This window comes from Flavobacterium oreochromis (genome assembly GCF_019565455.1).
Lineage (GTDB): Bacteria > Bacteroidota > Bacteroidia > Flavobacteriales > Flavobacteriaceae > Flavobacterium > Flavobacterium oreochromis.
Genome location: NZ_CP067377.1, coordinates 109,017 through 131,633 on the forward strand (window position 1 = coordinate 109,017; position 22,617 = coordinate 131,633).

20 protein-coding genes and 5 pseudogenes are annotated in these 22,617 nt (G+C 30.0%); 2 read left to right on the top strand and 23 right to left on the bottom strand.

Annotated features, from left to right (window positions below):
• Positions 1-109: 109 nt before the first annotated feature.
• The 17 genes and pseudogenes from JJC03_RS00580 to JJC03_RS00645 form a co-directional block, all read right to left on the bottom strand.
• A complete protein-coding gene (locus JJC03_RS00580; protein ID WP_235873803.1) occupies positions 110-613 on the bottom strand; it encodes a hypothetical protein in 504 nt (167 codons plus the stop codon).
• Between the two features lie 2 nt (positions 614-615).
• Positions 616-1,368, bottom strand: coding sequence for an oligosaccharide flippase family protein (locus tag JJC03_RS00585; protein WP_235873804.1), 753 nt, complete (start codon positions 1,366-1,368; stop codon positions 616-618).
• Positions 1,369-1,377: 9 nt separating this feature from the next.
• Entirely contained in the window at positions 1,378-1,719 is a 342-nt protein-coding gene (locus JJC03_RS00590; protein ID WP_088444291.1) for a phosphomannose isomerase type II C-terminal cupin domain, read from the bottom strand.
• Between the two features lie 5 nt (positions 1,720-1,724).
• Positions 1,725-2,726 carry a mannose-1-phosphate guanylyltransferase gene (locus JJC03_RS00595; protein ID WP_088444290.1) on the bottom strand — a complete coding sequence of 334 codons (1,002 nt, stop codon included), beginning with the start codon at positions 2,724-2,726 and terminating at the stop codon, positions 1,725-1,727.
• A gap of 10 nt (positions 2,727-2,736) precedes the next feature.
• Positions 2,737-3,609, bottom strand: coding sequence for a glucose-1-phosphate thymidylyltransferase RfbA (gene rfbA, locus JJC03_RS00600; RefSeq protein WP_235873806.1), 873 nt, complete (start codon positions 3,607-3,609; stop codon positions 2,737-2,739).
• A gap of 69 nt (positions 3,610-3,678) precedes the next feature.
• On the bottom strand, positions 3,679-4,728 hold the full coding sequence (gene rfbB, locus JJC03_RS00605) for a dTDP-glucose 4,6-dehydratase (protein ID WP_103714529.1): 1,050 nt from the start codon (positions 4,726-4,728) through the stop codon (positions 3,679-3,681).
• Positions 4,729-4,741: 13 nt separating this feature from the next.
• A pseudogene (locus JJC03_RS00610) lies at positions 4,742-6,105 on the bottom strand (nucleotide sugar dehydrogenase).
• A 31-nt stretch (positions 6,106-6,136) separates the two neighbouring features.
• A pseudogene (locus JJC03_RS00615) lies at positions 6,137-7,407 on the bottom strand (nucleotide sugar dehydrogenase).
• Positions 7,408-7,414: 7 nt separating this feature from the next.
• Positions 7,415-8,380, bottom strand: coding sequence for an SDR family oxidoreductase (locus JJC03_RS00620; RefSeq protein WP_088398169.1), 966 nt, complete (start codon positions 8,378-8,380; stop codon positions 7,415-7,417).
• Position 8,381: 1 nt separating this feature from the next.
• Complete coding sequence (locus JJC03_RS18490; RefSeq protein ID WP_309597708.1) at positions 8,382-9,038, bottom strand: tyrosine-protein kinase family protein; 657 nt, start codon at positions 9,036-9,038, stop codon at positions 8,382-8,384.
• Complete coding sequence (locus tag JJC03_RS18495; protein WP_309597709.1) at positions 9,038-9,298, bottom strand: YveK family protein; 261 nt, start codon at positions 9,296-9,298, stop codon at positions 9,038-9,040. Before JJC03_RS18495 ends, JJC03_RS18490 begins: the two co-directional genes overlap by 1 nt.
• A 119-nt stretch (positions 9,299-9,417) precedes the next feature.
• The gene (locus JJC03_RS18500; protein ID WP_309597710.1) at positions 9,418-10,572 is read right to left on the bottom strand and encodes a GumC domain-containing protein; all 1,155 of its coding nucleotides are present in this window, start codon (positions 10,570-10,572) and stop codon (positions 9,418-9,420) included.
• Between the two features lie 8 nt (positions 10,573-10,580).
• Complete coding sequence (locus JJC03_RS18505) at positions 10,581-10,850, bottom strand: hypothetical protein (protein WP_309597711.1); 270 nt, start codon at positions 10,848-10,850, stop codon at positions 10,581-10,583.
• The gene (locus JJC03_RS00630; RefSeq protein ID WP_088444319.1) at positions 10,850-11,635 is read right to left on the bottom strand and encodes a polysaccharide biosynthesis/export family protein; all 786 of its coding nucleotides are present in this window, start codon (positions 11,633-11,635) and stop codon (positions 10,850-10,852) included. Before JJC03_RS00630 ends, JJC03_RS18505 begins: the two co-directional genes overlap by 1 nt.
• Positions 11,636-11,813: 178 nt before the next feature.
• On the bottom strand, positions 11,814-12,434 hold the full coding sequence (gene recR, locus JJC03_RS00635) for a recombination mediator RecR (RefSeq protein WP_088398171.1): 621 nt from the start codon (positions 12,432-12,434) through the stop codon (positions 11,814-11,816).
• Between the two features lie 84 nt (positions 12,435-12,518).
• Positions 12,519-12,674 carry a hypothetical protein gene (locus tag JJC03_RS00640; protein ID WP_165764194.1) on the bottom strand — a complete coding sequence of 52 codons (156 nt, stop codon included), beginning with the start codon at positions 12,672-12,674 and terminating at the stop codon, positions 12,519-12,521.
• On the bottom strand, positions 12,662-13,039 hold the full coding sequence (locus JJC03_RS00645; RefSeq protein ID WP_235873807.1) for a hypothetical protein: 378 nt from the start codon (positions 13,037-13,039) through the stop codon (positions 12,662-12,664). The genes JJC03_RS00640 and JJC03_RS00645 overlap by 13 nt, the downstream gene beginning before the upstream one ends.
• Positions 13,040-13,176: 137 nt before the next feature.
• On the opposite strand from JJC03_RS00645, the pseudogene JJC03_RS00650 reads away from it, so the two are divergent.
• A pseudogene (locus JJC03_RS00650) lies at positions 13,177-14,696 on the top strand (sodium:solute symporter).
• A gap of 100 nt (positions 14,697-14,796) precedes the next feature.
• On the opposite strand, the gene JJC03_RS00655 reads toward JJC03_RS00650, so the two are convergent.
• Positions 14,797-15,153, bottom strand: a complete 357-nt coding sequence (locus tag JJC03_RS00655; protein WP_088398174.1) for a CoA-binding protein — start codon at positions 15,151-15,153, stop codon at positions 14,797-14,799.
• 110 nt (positions 15,154-15,263) lie between these two features.
• Here JJC03_RS00655 and JJC03_RS00660 point away from each other — a divergent pair, with 110 nt between their 5' ends.
• A complete protein-coding gene (locus JJC03_RS00660) occupies positions 15,264-15,899 on the top strand; it encodes a MarC family NAAT transporter (RefSeq protein WP_088398175.1) in 636 nt (211 codons plus the stop codon).
• Positions 15,900-16,006: 107 nt separating this feature from the next.
• Here the strand turns inward: JJC03_RS00660 and ctlX are convergent.
• From ctlX to carA, 5 genes and pseudogenes are all read right to left on the bottom strand, one after another.
• Positions 16,007-16,967: pseudogene (gene ctlX, locus JJC03_RS00665) on the bottom strand (citrulline utilization hydrolase CtlX).
• Between the two features lie 88 nt (positions 16,968-17,055).
• Positions 17,056-18,012 carry an arginase gene (locus tag JJC03_RS00670; RefSeq protein WP_088398177.1) on the bottom strand — a complete coding sequence of 319 codons (957 nt, stop codon included), beginning with the start codon at positions 18,010-18,012 and terminating at the stop codon, positions 17,056-17,058.
• Positions 18,013-18,136: 124 nt separating this feature from the next.
• Positions 18,137-19,420, bottom strand: coding sequence for a citrate synthase (locus JJC03_RS00675; RefSeq protein WP_235873808.1), 1,284 nt, complete (start codon positions 19,418-19,420; stop codon positions 18,137-18,139).
• 703 nt (positions 19,421-20,123) lie between these two features.
• Positions 20,124-21,416 (bottom strand): phosphopyruvate hydratase, encoded by a 1,293-nt coding sequence (gene eno / locus JJC03_RS00680; protein ID WP_235873809.1) that lies wholly within the window; start codon positions 21,414-21,416, stop codon positions 20,124-20,126.
• Positions 21,417-21,475: 59 nt separating this feature from the next.
• Positions 21,476-22,584, bottom strand: a pseudogene (carA, locus tag JJC03_RS00685) (glutamine-hydrolyzing carbamoyl-phosphate synthase small subunit).
• Between the last annotated feature and the right edge of the window lie 33 nt (positions 22,585-22,617).

Consider the following 22,617-nt stretch of genomic DNA (forward strand, 5'->3'; position numbering starts at 1 on the left):
AACAAAGAACTGAATACGAATAATTATATACACTTGGAGCGAATAAACATATAAGTAAAGATACCAGAAAAATAATTAAAAAATATAATTTAGACATATATAAAGTTATTCATATCGATTTTAACATACTATTTTTTCTGACAATAAATCTACAGAACAAAATCTCTGAAATAGCAGAAAAAGAAATGGCTATTCCAAAAATTAAAACATTTTTATAAACAAAAATTAACAGACAGAAAATTAGACATGTAAATAAAGAAACTATCTGATTCAATGTTACATAGTAATTATTGTTTGTAGGAATAAACACAAAATTAATATATGCTGTAACAACCAACCAACTCATAATCGTAGTACTTAAAAATAATACTAAAGGAAAACACATTTCAAAACCATTACCTCCCAATATATTAATCAATAAATTTCCGAATAATATTAATAAAATAATTAAAATTGACGACACTATATACTCAACCTTAATAATTTTCTTTATTATTGAAGCGTTAACATTTCTAACTAACTTAGGAAAAATTGCCGCATTTATACTCATAATTAACATTCGAGGAATAATAACAACTTTTAATGCTAAATCATAGATTGCTACATCTCTCATTGTTAAAAAAAACCAATAAAAAGAGGAATACTATATTCTTTAATAGTTCCTGCTAAGTATGTATAGAAAAAAGGAAGAGCTTCCTTCAAATAAATGAATGATTCAGATAATGGTTTTATAGTAATTTTTAGGCCTTTAGAGAGAACTATAAAAAAAGCAATTATACCTGCCAAAACATTACCTAATGACATAATTGCAACATATATTAAAAGATCTTCTTTTGATTTCACGAAAAAGAAAACAAATGGCAAAGTAATAAACTTAGATAAAATTTGTATGTATGTAACAACTCTCATTTTTTGAATTCCTTGAAAAAACCACTGAGGAAAAAGAATTGCAGAAATGTTCGTAACAAAAAGTATAGTAAAAAGTAACTTATTATTTATAAATATCGGTACAGAAAAAAGGAGTATCAAAAAAACTATCGAAGATATAACAAACAAAAAAAGCTTAGCTGTAAAAATATGAGATAAAATATTACTTAAAGCAATATTGTTATCAACATTTACTGAAACTGTTTTTACAGATGGTAATTCTAAGCCAAAGTTTACAAAAAATAAAAAATAAGCAGCAATAGAGTTAGCAAAAACAAATATTCCATAAGATTCTACACCTAAAACCCTAATTAAATATGGATATACCAATAAATAGAAAAAAGAATTTAAAACTTGCAAAATAGTCATAAAGAAATAATTCTCTATGACTTTTTTATTTTCTTTAGCAATGCGTAAAATCTTATTAATTTTTTCTTTCATCAAATAAACTTACTTTCTATTATAATCATCTTCTACCCTTACAATATCATCTTCGCCAAAATATGTACCGTATTGAACTTCGATAAAAATTAAAGGGTTATTCGTTTTATTTTCGATTCTATGGTGAGCTCCCTGAGGTATTTGAGCAACTTGTCCAGGGCAATAATCTTGAATATTATTGTTAATAGTTATAGTGCCTATACCTTCTATAATTGTCCACACTTCACTTCTTTTAAAATGATATTGTAAAGAAAGTCTTCCTCCAGGATTAACTAAAATTCTTTTTACCTTATGTGTTGAGGCATTTCCCAACACCCAATATTCACCCCAAGGTCTTACATCGTGTTCCATATCTTTTATTTTATTAAAGGAGAGTCAATTTTCTCTAATTTTTCATATATATTTTTTACCTCCTGAGAATTTTCTTTTCTAAGAATTAAATTAGCATCTTCAGTTTCAACTAAAATTGTATTTTGAAGTCCAAGAAATTGAAAAAATTTATCCTTAAAACCTATATACATATTACCATTCTCATCAGGTTCATTTCCGTTATTAGCAAAATACTCATATAAAGATTCAAAAGAACCTAAATCAGACCAACCAAAATCTCCTAAAACTACTTTGATCTTATTACTTCTCTCCATAACTGCATAATCAATACTCTTAGAAATAATATTCTCCATGTAAGAAGTTTGTAGAATTCCATCAATAGAATTATCCCACGCAAACTTAGAGGCCTCAAATATTTTAGGTTCAAATTTAAGCAATTCATCTAACAATACCGATACTTTAAAACAAAACATTCCACTATTCCAGAAGAATTTTTTTGCATTAAGGAATGAAATCGCTGTTTCTTTATTTGGTTTTTCTCTAAAACTAATGACATTTTCACCATCGCTTTCAATGTATCCGAAACCAGTTTCAGGTTTAGTTGGTATGATACCAAAAGTAACAATATTACCTTGTTCTGCTAAAGTTATAGCATGATTAACACTTTTATGGTAATTTTCAACATCAACTATAATATGATCTGAAGGTACTACAAGTAAAATATCATCTAAATTTGAAGCAAAAGCTGAAAAAGCAATAGCTGCAGCAGTATTTTTAGGTAAAGTTTCAGTAATCTTTAAAAAATCAATTCCTAAATTAGTAAATTCATTAGAGCCTAACTCAACATTACTTTCGTTACCTACAAGTATAAATTTATTAGTTATACTAATGTTTCTATCAATAGTTAATGAAAATAAATTTTTATTATTAAACAAAGGTAAATATTGCTTAGGCACACTCTTTCTAGAAAGTGGCCAAAGACGACTACCTATACCTCCTGACAATATAACTGTACTTATCTTATTCATAATTAGCAACCTATTTAGAAACTTTTCTTAAATACTCCGCATAAGTACTCTTACCAAGTCCTTCTGCACATTTACCAAATTCCTCTTTAGAAATAAATCCTTTACGATAAGCTACCTCTTCAATACATGCAATTTTTAAACCTGTTCTTTTTTCTACAGCTTTCACAAATTCGGTTGCTTCAGTTAACGATTCATGTGTACCAGTATCTAACCAAGCGAAACCTCGTCCCATTAATTGCAGATTTAATTCACCTTGTTCCAAGTACCTTTGGTTCACGGTAGTAATTTCTAATTCGCCACGATCTGATGGCTTTACATTTTTAGCAATTTCAACAACTGAATTTGGATAAAAATAAAGTCCTACTACTGCAAAATTAGATTTTGGTTCTACAGGCTTTTCTTCAATTGATAATACTTTACCATTAGGATCAAATTCAGCTACACCATAGCGTTCGGGATCATCTACATAGTATCCAAACACTGTAGCTTCATTCTTTTCCTTTACAATATTTACAGCGTTCGTTAATAAGTTTTGTAATCCTGCACCGTAGAAAATATTATCTCCAAGGATTAAACACACATCGTCATCACCTATAAATTCTTGTCCTAAAATGAATGCTTGTGCTAATCCATCAGGTGAGGGTTGTTCTACATACGACAATTGCATTCCCAATTGGCTTCCATCTCCAAATAATCGCTTAAAATTAGGCAAATCATGAGGTGTAGAAATAATTAAAATCTCCTTTATTCCTGCTAACATTAATACAGAAAGCGGGTAATAAATCATGGGTTTATCATAAACAGGTAACAATTGTTTTGATACCACTTGCGTTAAAGGATGCAAGCGAGTCCCCGAACCTCCTGCTAAAATTATTCCTTTCATAATTATTTTTTTAGCCAAAAGCAAAAAATAAGACTTTATAAAAGTCCATTATTCCTTTATTAGTTTGTTTTATTGATATTGTTTTTCGTAATATTTTGCGTATTCTCCTGAAGTGACATTATTTAGCCATCCTGTATTTTCTAAATACCAATTAATTGTTTCTTCTAAACCTTCTTCAAAGGTAACAGATGGTGACCAACCTAATTCTTTATTTATTTTTGAGGCATCGATTGCATAACGCAAATCATGTCCTGGTCTATCTTTTACATATGTAATTAACTCAGCTGATTCTCCTTCATTTCGACCAAGTTTCTGATCCATTTTTTGACAAAGTAAACGAACTAAATCAATATTTTTCCATTCATTAAAACCTCCTATATTATAGGTTTCATGATTCTTTCCCTTATGAAAAACTAAATCTATTGCAACCGCATGATCTTTTACGAATAACCAATCACGAGTATAATTACCATCTCCGTAAACAGGCAATGGTTTCTTATTGATAATATTATTAATGAAAAGAGGAATTAATTTTTCTGGAAAATGATAGGGACCATAATTATTTGAACAATTAGTCAACACGTAAGGTAATCCATAAGTTTCTCCATATGCACGTACAAAGTGATCGGAACTTGCTTTAGAAGCTGAATAGGGTGAATTAGGGTCATAAGATGTTGTTTCTGTAAATAAACCTGACGTTCCTAGAGTTCCATAAACTTCATCAGTAGATATGTGATAAAAACGTTTTCCTTCGTAATTATCCCCCCAAATCATCTTAGCAGCATTAAGCAAATTAACAGTCCCTATTATATTAGTTTTAACAAAAGCTAAAGGATCTGTAATTGAGCGATCTACATGTGACTCAGCTGCCAAATGTAAAACTCCTTCAAATTGATATTCTTGAAAGATTTGATCAATAAAATCAGCATCTACTATATCTCCCTTTAAGAAGGTATAATTAGGCTCATCTTGTATATCTTTTATATTTTCTAAATTACCTGCGTAAGTCAAAGCGTCTAAATTATAGATATGATAATTTGAATATTTTTTAACAAATTGTCTTACTACATGTGAACCTATGAATCCTGCTCCACCTGTAATTAATATATTTTTTCTCATTTTAAAAAATCATTTAGTTTGAAGATGACCCTACTGCTGAATACACGAAACCTATTTCTTGCATATAACTACGATCTAAAATATTTCTACCATCAAAAATAAAAGCTGGCTTTAACATAGTATCATATATTTTTTTCCAATCGTACTCCTTAAATTCATCCCATTCAGTCAAAATAGCTATAGCATGTGCCTCATTACAAGCTAAATAAGGATCTGTCACTACTTTTAACTCTTCTATTTTTTGTCCTATATCTATCAAAACTTGTTGTTCTGCAACTTTAGGGTCATAAACCGTTACATTAGCTTGTTCCGCTACCAAATCTTTAGCCACATTTATAGCTGCTGATTCACGTGTATCATTTGTATCTTTTTAAAAGCCCAACCTAATATTGCTATTTTTTTCCCTGATACTGTATTATATAAGGTTTTTACGATATTTTTAGCAAAACGATGTTTTTGATGATCATTCATAATGATAACTTGTTCCCAATAATCAGCAACTTCATTTAAACCATAAGATTTAGCAATATAAACAAGATTTAAGATGTCTTTTTGAAAACAAGAACCACCAAATCCTACTGATGCTTTTAAAAACTTAGCTCCTATTCGAGAATCCATTCCTATTGCCTTGGCTACTTCGTTTATGTCTGCTCCTGTCTTTTCACAAACTTCTGAAATAGCATTGATAGAAGATACACGCTGAGCTAAAAAAGCATTAGCTGTTAACTTAGAAAGTTCGGAAGACCATACATTTGTAGTCAAAATTCTTTCTGTTGGGACCCAATGTTGATATATTTCTACTAATGCTTGAATTGCATCTTTATTTTCGCCTCCAATTAATACACGATCTGGCGCATGTAAATCCTCTACAGCAGTTCCTTCGGCTAAAAACTCAGGATTAGATAATATATGAAAAGCAACACCATTACCTGTATGGTCTAAAATACTTTTTAATGCTTCAGCTGTTCTTACTGGAAGCGTCGATTTTTCAACTACAATTTTATCTGTTTTTGCTACACGTGCAATCTGACGAGCACAGAGTTCTATGTATTTTAAATCTGCAGCCATACCTTTACCTGCACCATAAGTTTTAGTAGGTGTATTTACTGATATAAAAATCATATCAGCCTCATCAATAGCTCTATCTACTTCAGTAGAAAAGAATAAATTTCTACCTCTAGCTTCTGATACAACTTTATCGAGTCCAGGTTCATATACTGGTAACTTTGAAAGGTCTAAATCATTCCAAGCTGCAATCCTTACTTCATTTAAATCAACAACTGTTACATTAATTTCAGGGCATTTTTGAGCTATTACTGCCATAGTAGGTCCCCCAACATAACCTGCACCTATACAGCAAATATTCTTTACCTTCATTCAAGTAGTATTAATAAGAAAGTTTACAAAGCTACAACTTTCCGTCGACATTACAATGTAATATTCCTTTTACATCATAAATAATTGCCTTTTCTTTTTAAATTTATCGAAGTCAATTGATAAAAATTCATTATGAGCAACCCCTAAAACGATTGCATCAAAAAGCTCATTAGGTAAACTTGTTGAAGCTATCAAACCATACTCTCTTTCAACTTCTTTTACATCAATCCATGGATCATAGACCATTACTTCAATACCATATTCTTTTAAAGAAGTCACTACATCTACAATCTTTGTATTTCGTACATCAGGACAATTTTCTTTAAAAGTAATACCTAACATTAAAACTTTTGCTTTATTTATAACAATATCTTTTCTAATCATTAGCTTAACTACCTGAGAAGCAACATATTCCCCCATACTATCATTTAGACGACGACCTGCTAAAATTATTTCTGGATGATATCCTTTTTCTTGTGCCTTCTGAGCTAAATAATAAGGATCCACTCCTATACAATGCCCACCAACTAAACCTGGTTTGAATGGAAGAAAATTCCATTTAGTAGCTGCTGCCTCAAGTACTGCTTGCGTATCAATATCTAATAAATTAAATATTTTTGCTAATTCATTGACAAATGCTATATTGATATCACGTTGTGAATTTTCTATAACTTTAGCCGCCTCTGCAACTTTAATAGATGGAGCTAAATGTGTACCTGCTGTTATAACTGATTTATACAAATCATCTACTTTCTTTCCTATCTCTAAAGTAGAACCTGAAGTTACTTTTAATATTTTATCAACGGTATGATTTTTATCACCTGGATTTATACGCTCTGGTGAATAACCTACAAAAAAATCAACATTAAACTTCAAACCACTAGTCTTTTCTAAAACAGGTACGCATTCTTCTTCTGTAGCCCCTGGATAAACAGTTGACTCATAAATCACAACATCTCCTTTTTTCAAGACTTTACCAACCGTTTGACTCGCCCTATAAAGAGGAGCTAAATCTGGTTTATTATGTTTATCTACAGGTGTAGGAACTGTAACTATAAAATAATTACAAGCTTTTAAATCATTTAAATCAGAGGAACAATATAAACCTAAATTAGAATCATCTTTTATCTTCAATACAGACTTTAATAATTCTAAACTTATTTCTAAAGTAGAATCATCCCCTTGATTTAACTCTTTAATTCTTAATTGATTTATGTCAAAACCAACTACTGCGTATTTAGTTGCTAACAATCTTGCTAACGGCAAACCTACATATCCTAAACCAATTACACCTATTTTCATTATGCTTTTATTCTAAATTTTCCCAATACCAATGAATAGCTTGCTCCAACCCTCTTTGTAAAGAGAATTTAGGCTGGTATCCTAATATAATTTGTGCTTTTTCTATGGAAGCTAAAGAATGAGGAATATCTCCATTTCTTTTTGGACCATAAACCACTTTAACATCTGCAATTTTAGAGTCTTTTTTTGCTAATTCCTTTTGTAAAATAGTAATCATTTGATTTAATGTTGTTCTTTCTCCAAATGCTGTGTTAAAAACAGTATTTATAGCTCTAGAGTCTTGAGTTAACATAGCCAACTCATTCATCTGAATCACATTATCTATATAAGTAAAATCACGTGAGTACTCCCCATCACCATTAATCACAGGACTTTCATATTTCATAAATTGCATTACAAATTTAGGAATAACTGCTGCGTATGCTCCATTAGGATCTTGTTTTCTACCAAAAACATTAAAATAACGCAAACCTATCGTTTCAATCCCATAAGATTTACCAAAAATATCTGCATATAATTCATTTATGTATTTGGTAATAGCATAGGGAGAAAGTGGTCTTCCTATAATTTCTTCAACTTTAGGCAAACTTTGCGAATCACCATAAGTAGAAGAACTTGCTGCGTATATAAATCTCTTAACTCCCGCCTCTTTAGCAGCCCATAACATATTTAAAAAGCCATTGACATTTACCTCATTAGATGTTAACGGATCATGCAATGATCTAGGAACAGATCCTAAGGCTGCTTGATGCAATATACAATCCGCCCCTTGAACTACTTTTTTACAAATCTCAATATCTCTAATATCTCCTTCTATAAATTTAAAGTTACTATTTCTTAGTAAGTGTTCTATATTTTTAAAATAGCCTGTAGAAAAATTATCCAAACCAACGATTTCGTATCCTTTTCCTAAAAAATATTCTGTTAAATTAGACCCAATAAATCCAGCACAGCCTGTAATTACGATTTTCACTTTATTTTTTTTTATCTTTATCTGATAATTTTATACTAAACTTTTTCCACCAAGTTTTTTTAGGCTGATTTTCTAAATAACCATCTCCATACGCTCCATAACCATAACCATAGCCATCTCCGTAACCATAACCATATTTTGATTTATTATGATAGCCATTAAAAACAATACTAATGTTTTTCAAAACACCTGATTTATGCTTTTCATTTACGATACGCAACATTTCCTTTTTAGTCACCCCTTGCCTTACGACATAAATAGATGTATCACAAAAAGGTATTAATTCTAATGCGTCTGCTACTAAGCCTATTGGAGGGGTATCCAATATTATATAATCATAATGTTTTTTTAATTCATTTATTAATTCCTCCATACTTTCACTAAGAATTAGTTCTGAAGGATTAGGCGGTATAGGTCCTGAACTAATTAAATCTAAATAAGGTATATGTGTATTTTTAATTATTTCTTCTAATTTCTTTTGTCCAATCAAATAATTAACAACTCCTTCATTATTGGTAAGATTAAAATCTTCAAATAGTTTTGGTTTTCGCAAATCAAGACCTACTACTACTGTTTTCTTTTCGCTAAAAGCAAATACAGAAGCGATATTAAGAGAACAGAATGTTTTGCCTTCTCCTCCAACTGAGGAAGTAATCATCAATACTTTTGCCCCTGTATGTATTTGTTTTTATATAAAAATTGTAAAGACGAACGTATACCTCTAAAACTTTCAGCTAAAGGTGATTTTGGCTTTTCAAAAACAGCTAAATTAGAATACATATGATTAACCCCAACAACACCTAAAACAGGTATTTGGGTCAGTTTTTCAATATCATCTACTTTATTAATTGAATTATCTAAAACAGTTAAGATAAAAACTATACTTAAGGGAAATAAAATACCTATTAAAAAAGCCAAAACATAATTTGTACTAGTTTTGGGTCCTATTAAACCTCCTCCTACATCTTTCGCTGGATCAATAAATTGAATATCTGAAAGATTTGCAGCTTTTACGATATTAGCTTCACTACGTTTCTCTAAAAAGAATTATAAATATTTTTATTTAAATCATATTTACGATTAATTTTAACTAACTCTTGCTGCTGCTCTGGCAATTTCTTTATTTGATATTCAGCTGTAACTATTTTCTTATTTACAGCAGCTAAATCAGAATTTACAGAATGTTTTGCTGATTCTATATTTTCTAATAAAACAACTTTTAAGGCTTCCATTTGAGCATCAAAATCCTTAAACTTCTTATCATTTTTTAAAGTATAGGATAGTTCTGCTCTTTCAGTTGACAATTGAGTCAATTTCCCTACATTAATTAAAATATTAGGATCATCAATACCTGCAACAGAAGGCGCTGGTAACTTAGAAAAATCAGAATTTTTTATTAAATAACTCTTTAATGAATTATAGTAAGCATATTTTCTATTTAACAATTCTTTCTCAACATCATACTCTGATAATTTATCCGAATACTTTACACCACCACTTCCTTCTTCCAATTCAAAAATATTTTTCCCTTTAGAAAAAGTCTTTAATTCATTTTCTGTATTCTTCAAATCCCTTTCCATAGCCACAAGGGTACTATCTATGAAATCAATTGTGTTTTGAGCAAATTGATTTTTAGCCTGCAACTGACTTTTAATCAAAAACTTAACAGTTCCATTAAGATAATCAACCAATCTTAATTTATTAGTTCCTTGCATACTTAATCTAACAATAGCTGATGTTTTTGAATCATTTTCAATTTCTACTCCTTGATAAGCAGCTACTGTACTATTAAAATCTGCAAAGGTAATTATATATTTCACTCCCTCATAAAACCCTGGATTTTTAACTAATTTCAATTTAAGATTTAAAAAAGGTAAAATTATAGGATCTCCAATTTTAAATCTCTTTGAAAAAACTCCTTTAACGACAGGAACTCTACTTAACTCGTCTTTTGAATAGTTATATAAGGTTGTAGTATTTTCATCAAATTGAGTTGAAAGAATAAAATCTTTCTTTGTAATAAACTGTATTGTTATTTGTTTTTCTAACAATTGAGGATAATTCACATTAGCATCAATGACAAAAGGGGTCATCCCATAAACATCCTCTAAATTATATTTAGATTCTTGTAGATATTGAATATAAAAACGTAATTCTTTAACAACCTTTTCATTATGAGATCTTGATCTCAAAGTACTAATTAACGTCTGTACTTGATCAGAAGTCCCCCCCAATTAAATACTAAACTTGTATTAGAAGTAAAGAAAGGATTACTTTCTTCTTTATAAGCTACAGTAGTAGCCATGCTAAAAATCTTCTGTTTTCTAATATTTATTTGATAAGCTATAAAAAAGGTTATTAATAATGTAACTACAAACCAATACCAATAACCCAAAACCCTATTTAAAAAAGACTTAAGATCAAAAGTATTTTGAGATTCCAAAAAATTAAAATCCTTAATATCTAGCATTACTTAATATTTTTGACTAATAAAAAAGTAGTAAGTACTAATGATAACGCACTAACAATAGTTGTAAAAGACTGCAAAGCATTAGTACCTAATCCCCAATTTTTTTGTTTAACAGGTTTTATATAAATATAATCATTCGGTTGAATGTAATAAAAAGGCGATTTTAATAAATCAACACTCGTCAAATCAAGCGTATGAATTTCAGCACCTTGAGATAGTTGACGAATTAACACTACCTCTTTTTTATCTCCAGTTATAAGAATATCTCCACTGTTAGCTATTGCTTCTAAAATTGTTAGTTTCTCTTGTAAAAGCACTTTTGTTCCTGGTGTTTTGATCTCTCCATTAATTGTATAACGAAGACCTCCCAATTTTACAACTACAAAAACATCAGCTTCTTTACGAAAATAATCTGATAAAAGTTGTTTTTCTATTTTGACCCTTAACTCTTCCAAAGTTAAACCAACTACCTGCAAATCACCTAGAACAGGAATTCTTATGTATCCATGATCATTTATTGTATATCCATCAAAATATAAACCATCTGCTGAAGCTTCTCCTTGTCCACCGTTTGAAACATTAAACATTTCTACTAACTTAGAATCTAATGCTTTTATTTTTATAGACAACACATCTGAAATCTGAAGTCGATACGGTTTTAGTGCAACTTGTTCTAAAGTTATCACTTTTTTATCACCTTGTAGATAAACCACATCTTTGTTAGATATACAAGAGGAAATAACAAATAAGATAAAAATTAATAAATATACAGTTAATTTATTCATTTGAGGCATTATAACATCTGTTCATATTTTATTGATGTAATTAATAAAATTTAGGAAATAGCTTTTTATAATAAAAACCCAATTCTTATCCTTCATTAAAAAACACCAGTATTATCTACTTTAAAGAAACAAATATAGTTTTCATTTTGTAAATAGAAAAACTTTAAAAATTAAATTTCTAAGGAGTTTTTAATGAATTTTCAAATGGAATTCGATTCAAAATACTACGTCCTAAAGTTATTTCATCTGCATATTCTAATTCATCTCCTACTGAAATACCTCTTGCTAATGAAGATATAATCAGCGAACAATCTTTTATTTGCCTATAAATATAAAAATTAGTAGTATCTCCTTCCATAGTAGAACTCAAGGCAAATATAACTTCCTTAACGCTACCTGTTTTTATTTTTTCTACTAAAGAATTAATTTTTAATTGACTAGGCCCCACCCCTTCTATAGGTGAAATTTTTCCACCTAATACATGATATACTCCTCGATATTGCCCTGTATTTTCAATAGCCATTACATCTCGAATATCTTCAACTATACAAACTAATGTTTGATTTCTATTTTCATTGGAGCAAATCTCACAAATATCTATATCTGAAATATTATGGCATGACTTACAAAACTTAATTTCATTTCGCATTTTTAACAAAGCATCTGTCAAAAAAGTTGTTTGTTCTATTGGTTGTTTTAACAAATGTAATGCTAAACGTAAAGCTGTCCGCTTACCAATTCCTGGTAATTGTGCAATCTCTTCTACTGCATTTTCTAATATTTTTGAAGAAAAATCCATGAGGCAAAATTACGCTTTATAAAAACAAAAATCCAAATACTTTCAGATTTGGATTTCAAAAACAATCAATAAGAATATTAAAAATTATTTCTTTTTAAATTTCATTTTTCTTTCTCCTCCTATCCCTTCATAAATAATCTCTAAATCTCCTACTTGGTCCATATAAATGACACCTCCTTTTTTAAACAAATAAGACAATTCAGCAAATTCATTATTAATAGTTCCTCCTAAAAAATCCATTTTACATTTTGAAAAACTATATTTTTTTTAGTTCCTTCTTCTTCTACTAATTCTAAAATTAAATCTTTTATTTTAAACTGACATCCTGACGATCCAGTAACCTCGTATTTATCAGTTCCTTTTTTCATAAAAGTAATTGAACTTCCTTCATTAGTAGTATAAGTAGCTCCATTGAAAAAGAATTTCATTAATAACTCATATTTCTCTTTATTTTTTGAATAGATAATTCCACTAAACAAAAAGAATATTAGAATGGTTATTTTATAAAGTTTTTTCATATCAAAATCATTATTTACAGTACAAATGTATACAGAAGTTTTAATTAACAAAACGAAATGAAAAAGTTCTACAAACTTAATAAACATGATAGATGCTATTTTTTTCTACAGTTAAAAAACCATAAATCACAGACTTCTCTTCTTTTAAAAAAAAGTAACTTCTTCGGACATGAATTAAGTTTTTTCTATCTTGCAAAACAAAACTAAAATTATTTGTTTGACTTATGAGTCCTTTTGCTATTCTTTCGCTGATCATTATCTACTTCGGGATTTTATTTATGATTTCTCACTTTATGAGTAAAGACAATAGTGGAAATGATGCTTTTTTTAAAGCTAATAAAAATTCTAAATGGTATTTAGTTGCATTTGGAATGATAGGAACTGCATTATCAGGTGTAACATTTATCTCTGTCCCTGGTGAAGTTGGTAATACAGAATTACAATTTAAATATTTTCAATTTGTAATAGGAAATGCGTTAGGGTTTATTATTGTAGCTACAGTATTACTCCCTTTATATTACCGAATGAATTTAACTTCCATTTATGGTTATATAGAAAAACGGTTAGGAAAAACCAGTTACTTAACGGCAGCTTCAATATTTTTAATTAGTAGAACTATAGGTTCTGCATTTCGTCTTTATCTTGTAGTTATTGTCTTACAACGCTATGTTTTTGATTATTATCAGATCCCTTTTACGGTAACTGTTTTTTTATCTTTACTTTTAATTTTCGCCTACACTTATAAAGGGGGATTAAAAACGATTATAATTACTGATACATTACAAACTTTCTTTTTAGTTTCTTCTGTCTTTCTAACGATTTATTTCATTTGTAAAAGTCTAGACTTATCAACATTAGAAGCTTTCGAAAAAGTAAAAAACAGTCAATATTCTCAAATATTTTTCTTTGACGATTATTTAAAGGGAAATTATTTTTGGAAACAAATTTTAGGAGGAATTTTCGTTACTATTGCAATGGTTGGTCTAGATCAAGACCTAATGCAAAAGAATTTAAGTTGCCCGAATATAAATGAAGCCCAAAAAAACATGTTTACATTTACAGGAATATTTATTATTATTAATATTTTCTTTTTAAGCGTGGGAGCATTATTATACATGTACGCAGAAAAAAATGGTATTACAATACCTATGGTTGATGACGTAGTTCGAACTGATTTTTTATTCCCTGAAATAGCTTTAAAATCATTAGGAACAATACCTGCTATCGTTTTCTTACTAGGTCTTACAGCCGCTACATTTGCCACTACTGATTCTGCACTTACCGCATTAACGACTTCATTTTGCATTGATTTCTTAGAAATGGAAAAAAAGAATCTGATAACCCTTTTAAAGAAAATTCAATCAATGAAATAAAATTAAAAAATACCCGTCATATTGTACACTTAGGATTTTCGACCTTAATATTTTTAGTAATTATTTTTTTCAATACTGTAAATGATGCTTCTGTCGTCAAAATGATTTTTAAAATTGCTTCATATACTTATGGTCCTCTACTAGGTCTTTATGGTTTTGGATTATTTATGAAAAACAAAACTGTAAAAGACAACTTAGTCCCTATTATCTGTTTAATTTCTCCTGCTATCTGTTATTTTTTATCCACTCACTCTGCTGAATGGTTTTATGGTTATACTATAGCAGAAGAATTAATCATCATAAACGGATTAATAACTTTTATTGGATTACTTTTCATTAGTAAATCTACAAAAAACAATACACGTTTTTAAAAATATAACAAACCTAATTTTAAAAAGAGACTATCGAAAAAAATTAGACAGTCTCTTTTTCTTATTTTCATCTAATTTTAATTTTTAAAAAAATTATTTATTAATATTGCTTAGTACTTAAAAGTACTAATGTACATGCTTCCTCTACTTTAATATGATTTTCTTTTAATAACTCATAAAATTCAGGATTTTCAGTACCTGGATTAAAAATAACTCGCTTTGGTTTTAATGCTATTATATAATCATAATATTCTTTTTGACGTTGTGGATTTAAATATAAAGTTACAGTATGAATATCTCCTAAAACAGGAAATCCTATTTGAATTTCTATTCCAAAAACACGTTCATTTTTCAAACCTATGGCAACGACTTCATGATCATATTGCAATAATCTGCTCATTGCTATAAATGAATATCTCTCTGGGTTACTAGATGCTCCTAAAACTAATGTTTTCATTTTTACTATTTTTAAAAGAATAAATTTACTACTTTTAAAGTTAGTAAACTATAACTTAACATTTTCTTTACTTCTAAAGGAATTTAGAAATTTAATTTTACAAAAAAACTATGGATTTATTTTTCTACATCTTTGCTGCCTTATTTTCCGTCCTTAACCCTATTGGTGCTGTTCCTGTTTTCGTAGGACTTACTAATGGATACACTCGTCAAGAATTAACGAAAACATCTAAATGGACTGCAATAAATGTTTTTATCATTATGACAGTAGCTTATTTTTTAGGAGAATATGTCTTACGATTCTTTGGTATTAGTTTAGAAGCATTACGTATTGCTGGCGGAATGATTATAGCGAATTCAGGGTTTGGCTTATTATCTGGGAAGGTAAAAAAACGTAAAGGTATAAATAAAAAAGTTGAAGATGAAGCTCAGCAAAAACATGCAATTGCGCTTACACCTTTGGCTATGCCTTTATTAGCTGGTCCTGGCTCAATCTCTCTATTAATTGCTTTTTATCAAGAACATAATAATTGGATGGCAATTAGCTTAGCCATTAGTGCTATTTTAGCTGTAGCCATTTCTATTTTTTTAGTATTAAATAGCGCTCATTACTTAGTACGTTTTCTTGGAGAAGCTGGAATCGTAGCAATTTCTAGAATCGTTGGTTTTTTTGTAATCGCTATCGGGGTACAATATATAGTTAATGCTATTCTAAAAATCATAGAAAACAGCAACCTAATTAAGTAAATAATTTAAATCTAAAAGAATAATAAAAAGAGGATGTCCTAAAGTCTGCAATCCTATCATCAAATTAGTTCTCCTCTATTAGGAGTTACAAACGGTGGGTTGATTTTTTATTTTTGGACATCCTCTCTTTTATTATTCTCTAGGCAAAAAATCTCTGCCATCATACAACGAGCGCTCCCTCCTCCATAAGTCTCTATAGTTTCTAAATTAGAATACAAAATAGTTGTATACTTCTCAATTTGCGCAATTTGTCCCTTATTTAACGACTTATAAGCAGACTCACTCATAACTAAATACGTTTTATCATCAGCTCCTTTTACTTGCAACATATTACCAGCAAAATTATTTACTTGACTTTCAGAAATATAAATAATTTCTTTACCATCATTCTTTAAATTTTCAACTAAATTTTTCTTTTCAGTTTTATCATCTATACATTCTGAACAAATAATTGCAAAATTATCGCCTATAGACATCATTACATTGGTATGATAAATCAATTCTCTTTTTTCGTCAACTGTTTGAAAAGCTTTAAACAAAACAGGTGTATATTCAAAATCTTCACAAAACTCAATAAATAATTCTTCATCAGCTCGCGGAGACAAAGCACAATATGCTTTTTGATTTACACGATCTAAAATCATACTTCCTGTACCTTCTAAAAAAAAATCCGCCTTCTTCTGCAAGTGTATAATCCATTATATCTTGAATAAAAAAGCCTTGTTCTTCTAATATATCTAAAATATCTTCACGACGTTCTAAACGACGATTTTCAGCAAACATAGGATATAATACCACATCACCATTCTCATGAAAGGAAATCCAATTATTAGGAAAAACAGCATCAGGTGTATCTGTATCAGAGGTATCTTGAACTACCTGCACATGAACTCCTACTTCACGAAGTTTTTCAACTAAAACATCAAACTCTTGTTGCGCTTTAGTAGTAACGGTAGCTGGTAAAATAGTACTTACTTCTTTTTGATAATAATTATTTACTGCTGTTTGTTCATTCATTCTAAATGAAACAGGTCGTACCATTAAAATGGAATTTGTTATTTGTTGCATATTTATTTAGTAAAAAAGCCTTCTCAAACACTATTTAAATTACTAATTTTTAGTGATTGAGAAGACTTCATATTATTTTTAAAAACAATTATCTATTCTTCACTACATTTACTATAGAATCTACTATATCTAAAGTTATTTCTGCCATCGCATTTGTTTTTTCATCTAGGCAAGGATTTACCTCTACTACCTCTACACAAGTCGTTTTAGGATTAGAAATTAAATGTACTAACAAATCTTTTGCTTCTTGAGGTGTAATTCCATTAGGCACTGGAGTTCCTGTCCCATGCGAAGTTAGAATAGGATCCATAGAATCTACATCAAACGAGATATAAATTACATCACATTGATGCAATTGTGCATTGATATTATTAACTAAAGTCCATATTCCTAAATTACGAACATCTTGTACGGTATACCATTTTAAACCTAATTTTTCAATAACAGCTTCTTCTTCAGGTTCTGTATCACGTACAGCTATATAGACTAAATCTTGAGGGTTTAGCTTTTTTCTAATTCCTCCTACATTTTTTAGTTTATCCCAATAATCAACTGTTTTTTCGTCAAGTTTGTTTATCTGACACTCAAGGTTATCTATATCCATTACAGAAGCTAATGGCATTCCATGCATATTCCCTGATGGTGTTGTATAAGGGGTATGGATATCTGCATGTGCATCAATCCAAATAACACCAATTCTTTTATCTGGATAAGCTGTTTTAATACCCGCTATAGTACCTCCAGCTGACCCATGATCCGCTGCTAAAATAACTGGAAATTGTTCATTTTTCAATAATGAAGAAACTTTTGAATTAAGCTTTTCATAAATAGTTACCAAGCCGTCTATTCGTTTTGCAAAAGGAAATTTTGTTGGCTTATCTAAATAAGCATTTACATCCTGAATAATTTCAATAGGATTTTCTCCAAAGATATAACTCTCCTTTTTTCTAGCTGCGGTAATAACAGCATCTGGACCTAGAGAAGCACCACGTGTGCCTGCTGCGATTTCTGATTTGTTTATTAAAAAAGTAATTGACTTACTCATAAGATTTAGATTGGATGATAGTTACTTGCTTATTATACAGTAATCTGTTTCATCTGTTTCGATAGCAAATATAAAAAAAGCCTCTTGAGAGAAGAAGCTTTTTTATATTTAATTCATATATAAATTATCTTTTATCCATAGAAACAAATGGTCTTAACGGATAACCTGTATATACTTGACGTGGACGACCGATAGGTTCTTTATTTAAACGCATTTCTTTCCATTGTGCAATCCAACCAGGAAGACGACCAATAGCAAATAATACTGTAAACATATCAGTAGGTATTCCTAATGCTCTATAAATAATACCTGAATAAAAGTCTACATTCGGGTATAATTTTCTATCCACAAAATATGGATCAACTAAAGCAGCTTCTTCTAATTGTTTAGCTATACTTAAGATAGGATCATTTACACCTAATTCAGCCAATACTTCGTCTGCTGCCTTTTTAATAATTTTAGCACGAGGATCAAAGTTTTTATATACTCTATGACCGAATCCCATTAAACGGAAAGGATCTTCTTTATCTTTAGCTCTCTCTAGTGCTTTTTGAGCATCTCCTCCATCTTTTTGAATTTGTTCTAACATTTCAAGAACTGCTTGATTTGCTCCTCCATGTAAGGGTCCCCATAATGCAGAAACTCCAGCTGAAATAGAAGCAAATAACCCTGCATGTGAAGAACCTACTATTCTTACTGTTGATGTAGAGCAGTTTTGTTCGTGATCAGCATGAAGAATAAACAATTTATCTAGTGCATTAATAACTGTTGCATTAGTTTTATAAGGACCTGTAGGTAATTCAAACATTAAACGCATGAAGTTTTCTACATATCCTTTTGTATTATCATAGTAATTCAATGGGAATCCCATCATTTTTCGGTAAGTCCACGTTGCAATCACCAAGAATTTACCCATTGTCTTACAAATAGCTTCATACATCTCCGTTTCATTTTCCACATTTACTACTTTAGGATTAAAAGCAGTTAATGCTGAAGTTAATGATGACAACACCCCCATTGGATGGGCTGTTTTAGGGAAACCATCGATGATATTCTTCATTTCTTCGTTCACCAAAGTATATTTACGAATATCTGTTTCAAATTTTTCTAATTGTGCTTGAGTAGGCAATTCACCAAAAATAATCAAGTAAGACACTTCTAGAAAAGTAGCATTTTCTGCTAAATCTTCAATAGCATATCCTCTATAACGTAAGATCCCTTCCTCTCCATCTAAGAAAGTAATTTCACTTACACAAGAACCTGAGTTTTTATACCCTGGATCAATCGTAATGGCACCTGTTAAAGCACGTAATTTTTCAATGTCGATAGCTGTTTCATTTTCTGAACCCACCATCACTGGGAACTCATACTTATTGCCATCGATCTCTAATATCGCAGTTTTTGACATAATTATTCTATGGAATTTATCTTATTAAAATTTGGATTAACAAAAATAAGAATTTGAGATTAAACTAAAAATTTTACCTAATGCTTTTCTTCAAATTTAATAAATGTTTTACAATTTCTTTATAATTTTAGAAAAGAAAAAAAACACTAGTTAACTAAGATCTATTTTAAAAAAATCACATTAGAACAATCAATTTTAAAATTCACTAGTAGTCTTACATTTTTTTCAACTATAATCATTTCTATTTTCCTTGAAAAAACAACGAATTATTTAGTTTCAAATAATTATCGAAAGTAAAATTAAGAGATTATTAAAAACTCACTTAACATCTATAGGATCAAATAGAAATTTTAAACTAAAGATAAAAAATGAAAGAGAGACAAATCATCAATAACTAAAAAATCAAAGAGATAGGTCACTAAATCTTTTTATTAGTTCTAACACGAAGCTTGTTAACGGAGATTCAAACAAAACTTATCCTTACACAAATGTTCACATAAAATTGTTTTATCAGTTCAACTAAAGACTTAAACACATTCCATCCCCACGAAAGTAAGAGTCAAAAACAAATATAAATGAATTAGTTCTAATAAAAATTCCAACACTACCATTATACCACAAAACACACTAGACTGAGACCTGAAGCATAAAAAAATCCTGACTATTTCAAAATAATCAGGATTTTTAAAATATTAAGAATAAATTACTTTACTTTAAAAGCATTTTTTCCAGGAAAATAAGCCACATCTCCTAATTCTTCCTCAATGCGTAATAATTGATTATATTTAGCCATACGATCTGAGCGTGATGCCGATCCTGTTTTGATTTGACCACAATTTAATGCTACCGCTAAGTCAGCAATTGTATTATCTTCCGTTTCTCCTGAACGGTGAGACATTACCGAAGTATAACCTGCATTATGCGCCATATTTACAGCTGCAATCGTTTCTGTTAAAGTACCAATTTGGTTCACTTTAATCAAAATAGAGTTTGCTATATTTTCAGCAATCCCTCTTGAAAGGCGCTCTACATTTGTCACAAACAAATCGTCACCTACCAACTGTACTTTATCACCAATTTTATCTGTCAACAATTCCCACCCATTCCAATCATCTTCATACATACCATCTTCGATCGAAACAATAGGGTATTTAGCACATAATTCAGCTAAATAATCAGCTTGTTCAGCAGAAGTTCTTACTTTTCCAGTAGCTCCCTCAAACTTCGTATAATCGTAATTACCATTTACATAAAACTCAGAAGCAGCACAATCTAAGGCAATCATAATGTCTTCACCAAAAACATAACCTGCTTTTTCAACTGCTAATTTGATAGAATCTAGGGCATCCTCAGTACCACCTGCTAAATTTGGTGCAAAACCACCCTCATCACCCACAGCAGTAGATAAATTTCTATCATGTAATACTTTTTTCAAATTATGAAAAACCTCAGTACCCATTTGCATCGCATGGGTAAAAGAAGTTGCTTTTACAGGCATAATCATAAATTCTTGGAAAGCGATAGGTGCATCCGAGTGCGAACCTCCGTTAATGATGTTCATCATAGGTACCGGCAATGTGTTTCCTGAAACACCCCCTACGTAACGATACAAAGGCAAGCCTAATTCGTTAGCAGCTGCTTTAGCCACCGCTAATGAAACCCCTAAAATAGCATTTGCTCCCAATTTTGATTTATTAGAAGTTCCATCTAAATCAATCATTAATTTATCAATTAGGTTTTGTTCAAAAACTGAAATACCTACTAAAGTCTCTGCAATTGTAGTATTAACATTTTCAACAGCTTTCAAAACCCCTTTACCCATGAAATGACTACCTCCATCTCGTAATTCAACTGCTTCATGTTCCCCTGTTGAAGCTCCTGAAGGAACAGCCGCACGACCTAAAATACCATTTTCTGTAACTACATCTACTTCTACTGTAGGGTTTCCTCTTGAATCTAAGATCTGTCTAGCATGAACTTTTATTATAATACTCATTTTTGTTTAAGTTTTTAGATTTTAGAATTAATTATACAATTTCTAAAATAGTTAATTATTTAATTTTTATTTTCTTTAATATTTAGAACAAATTGATCAAATAAATAAGAAGAATCATGTGGACCTGGACTTGCTTCAGGATGATATTGAACTGAAAAACATTTTTTATTTTTCATACGCATCCCTGCAACAGTATTATCATTTAAATGAACATGTGTAATTTCTAATTCATTATGATTTTCTAATTCTTCTTTATTAACAGCAAAACCATGATTTTGAGATGTTATTTCACCACGACCTGAAATTAAGTTTTTAACAGGATGATTAATTCCTCTATGACCATTGAACATTTTATAAGTCGAAACGCCATTAGCCAAAGCAATTACTTGATGACCTAAACAAATACCAAAAAGAGGTTTGTCTTCAGATAAAATTTGACGAGCAACTTCTTGGGCATTATGCAATGGATCTGGATCTCCTGGTCCATTAGATAAGAAATACCCATCTGGATTAAACTCTTTTAGCTCTTCAAAAGAAGCGTTATATGGAAAAACTTTTATATAACAATCACGTTGAGCCAAATTACGTAATATATTTTTTTTAATTCCTAAATCAAGGGCAGAAATTTTATACGTTGCATTTTCATTACCAAAAAAATAAGGCATAGTTGTTGATACTTTAGATGCTAACTCTAATCCTTTCATATCTGGAGTAGCTGCTAATTCTTTTTCAGCTCTTCAATTGAGGTTCCATCAGTACAAATAACAGCATTTTGAGCCCCATTATCACGAATATAACTCACTAATGCACGCGTATCAACATCAGAAATACAAATTAAATTCTGTTTTTGAAAATAATCAAACAAATTACTTTCAGAATCTGGACGTGAATGAAAATGAGAAAAGTTTTTACAAACAAGTCCAGAAATCATAATTTTATCAGATTCTATTTCTTTTGAGTTAACTCCATAATTCCCAATATGAGCATTAGTAGTTACCATAATCTGACCAAAATATGAAGGATCAGTAAAAATTTCTTGATAACCAGTAGTTCCAGTATTAAAGCATACTTCACCAAAAGTTTTACCCGAAATACCTATTGATTTTCCGTGAAAGATTGTTCCGTCTGCAAGGAGCAAAATGGCAGACTGTTTCGTTGTGTGTTGCATTGTTTAAAAAAGTTTGGCAAATTTATTCAAAAA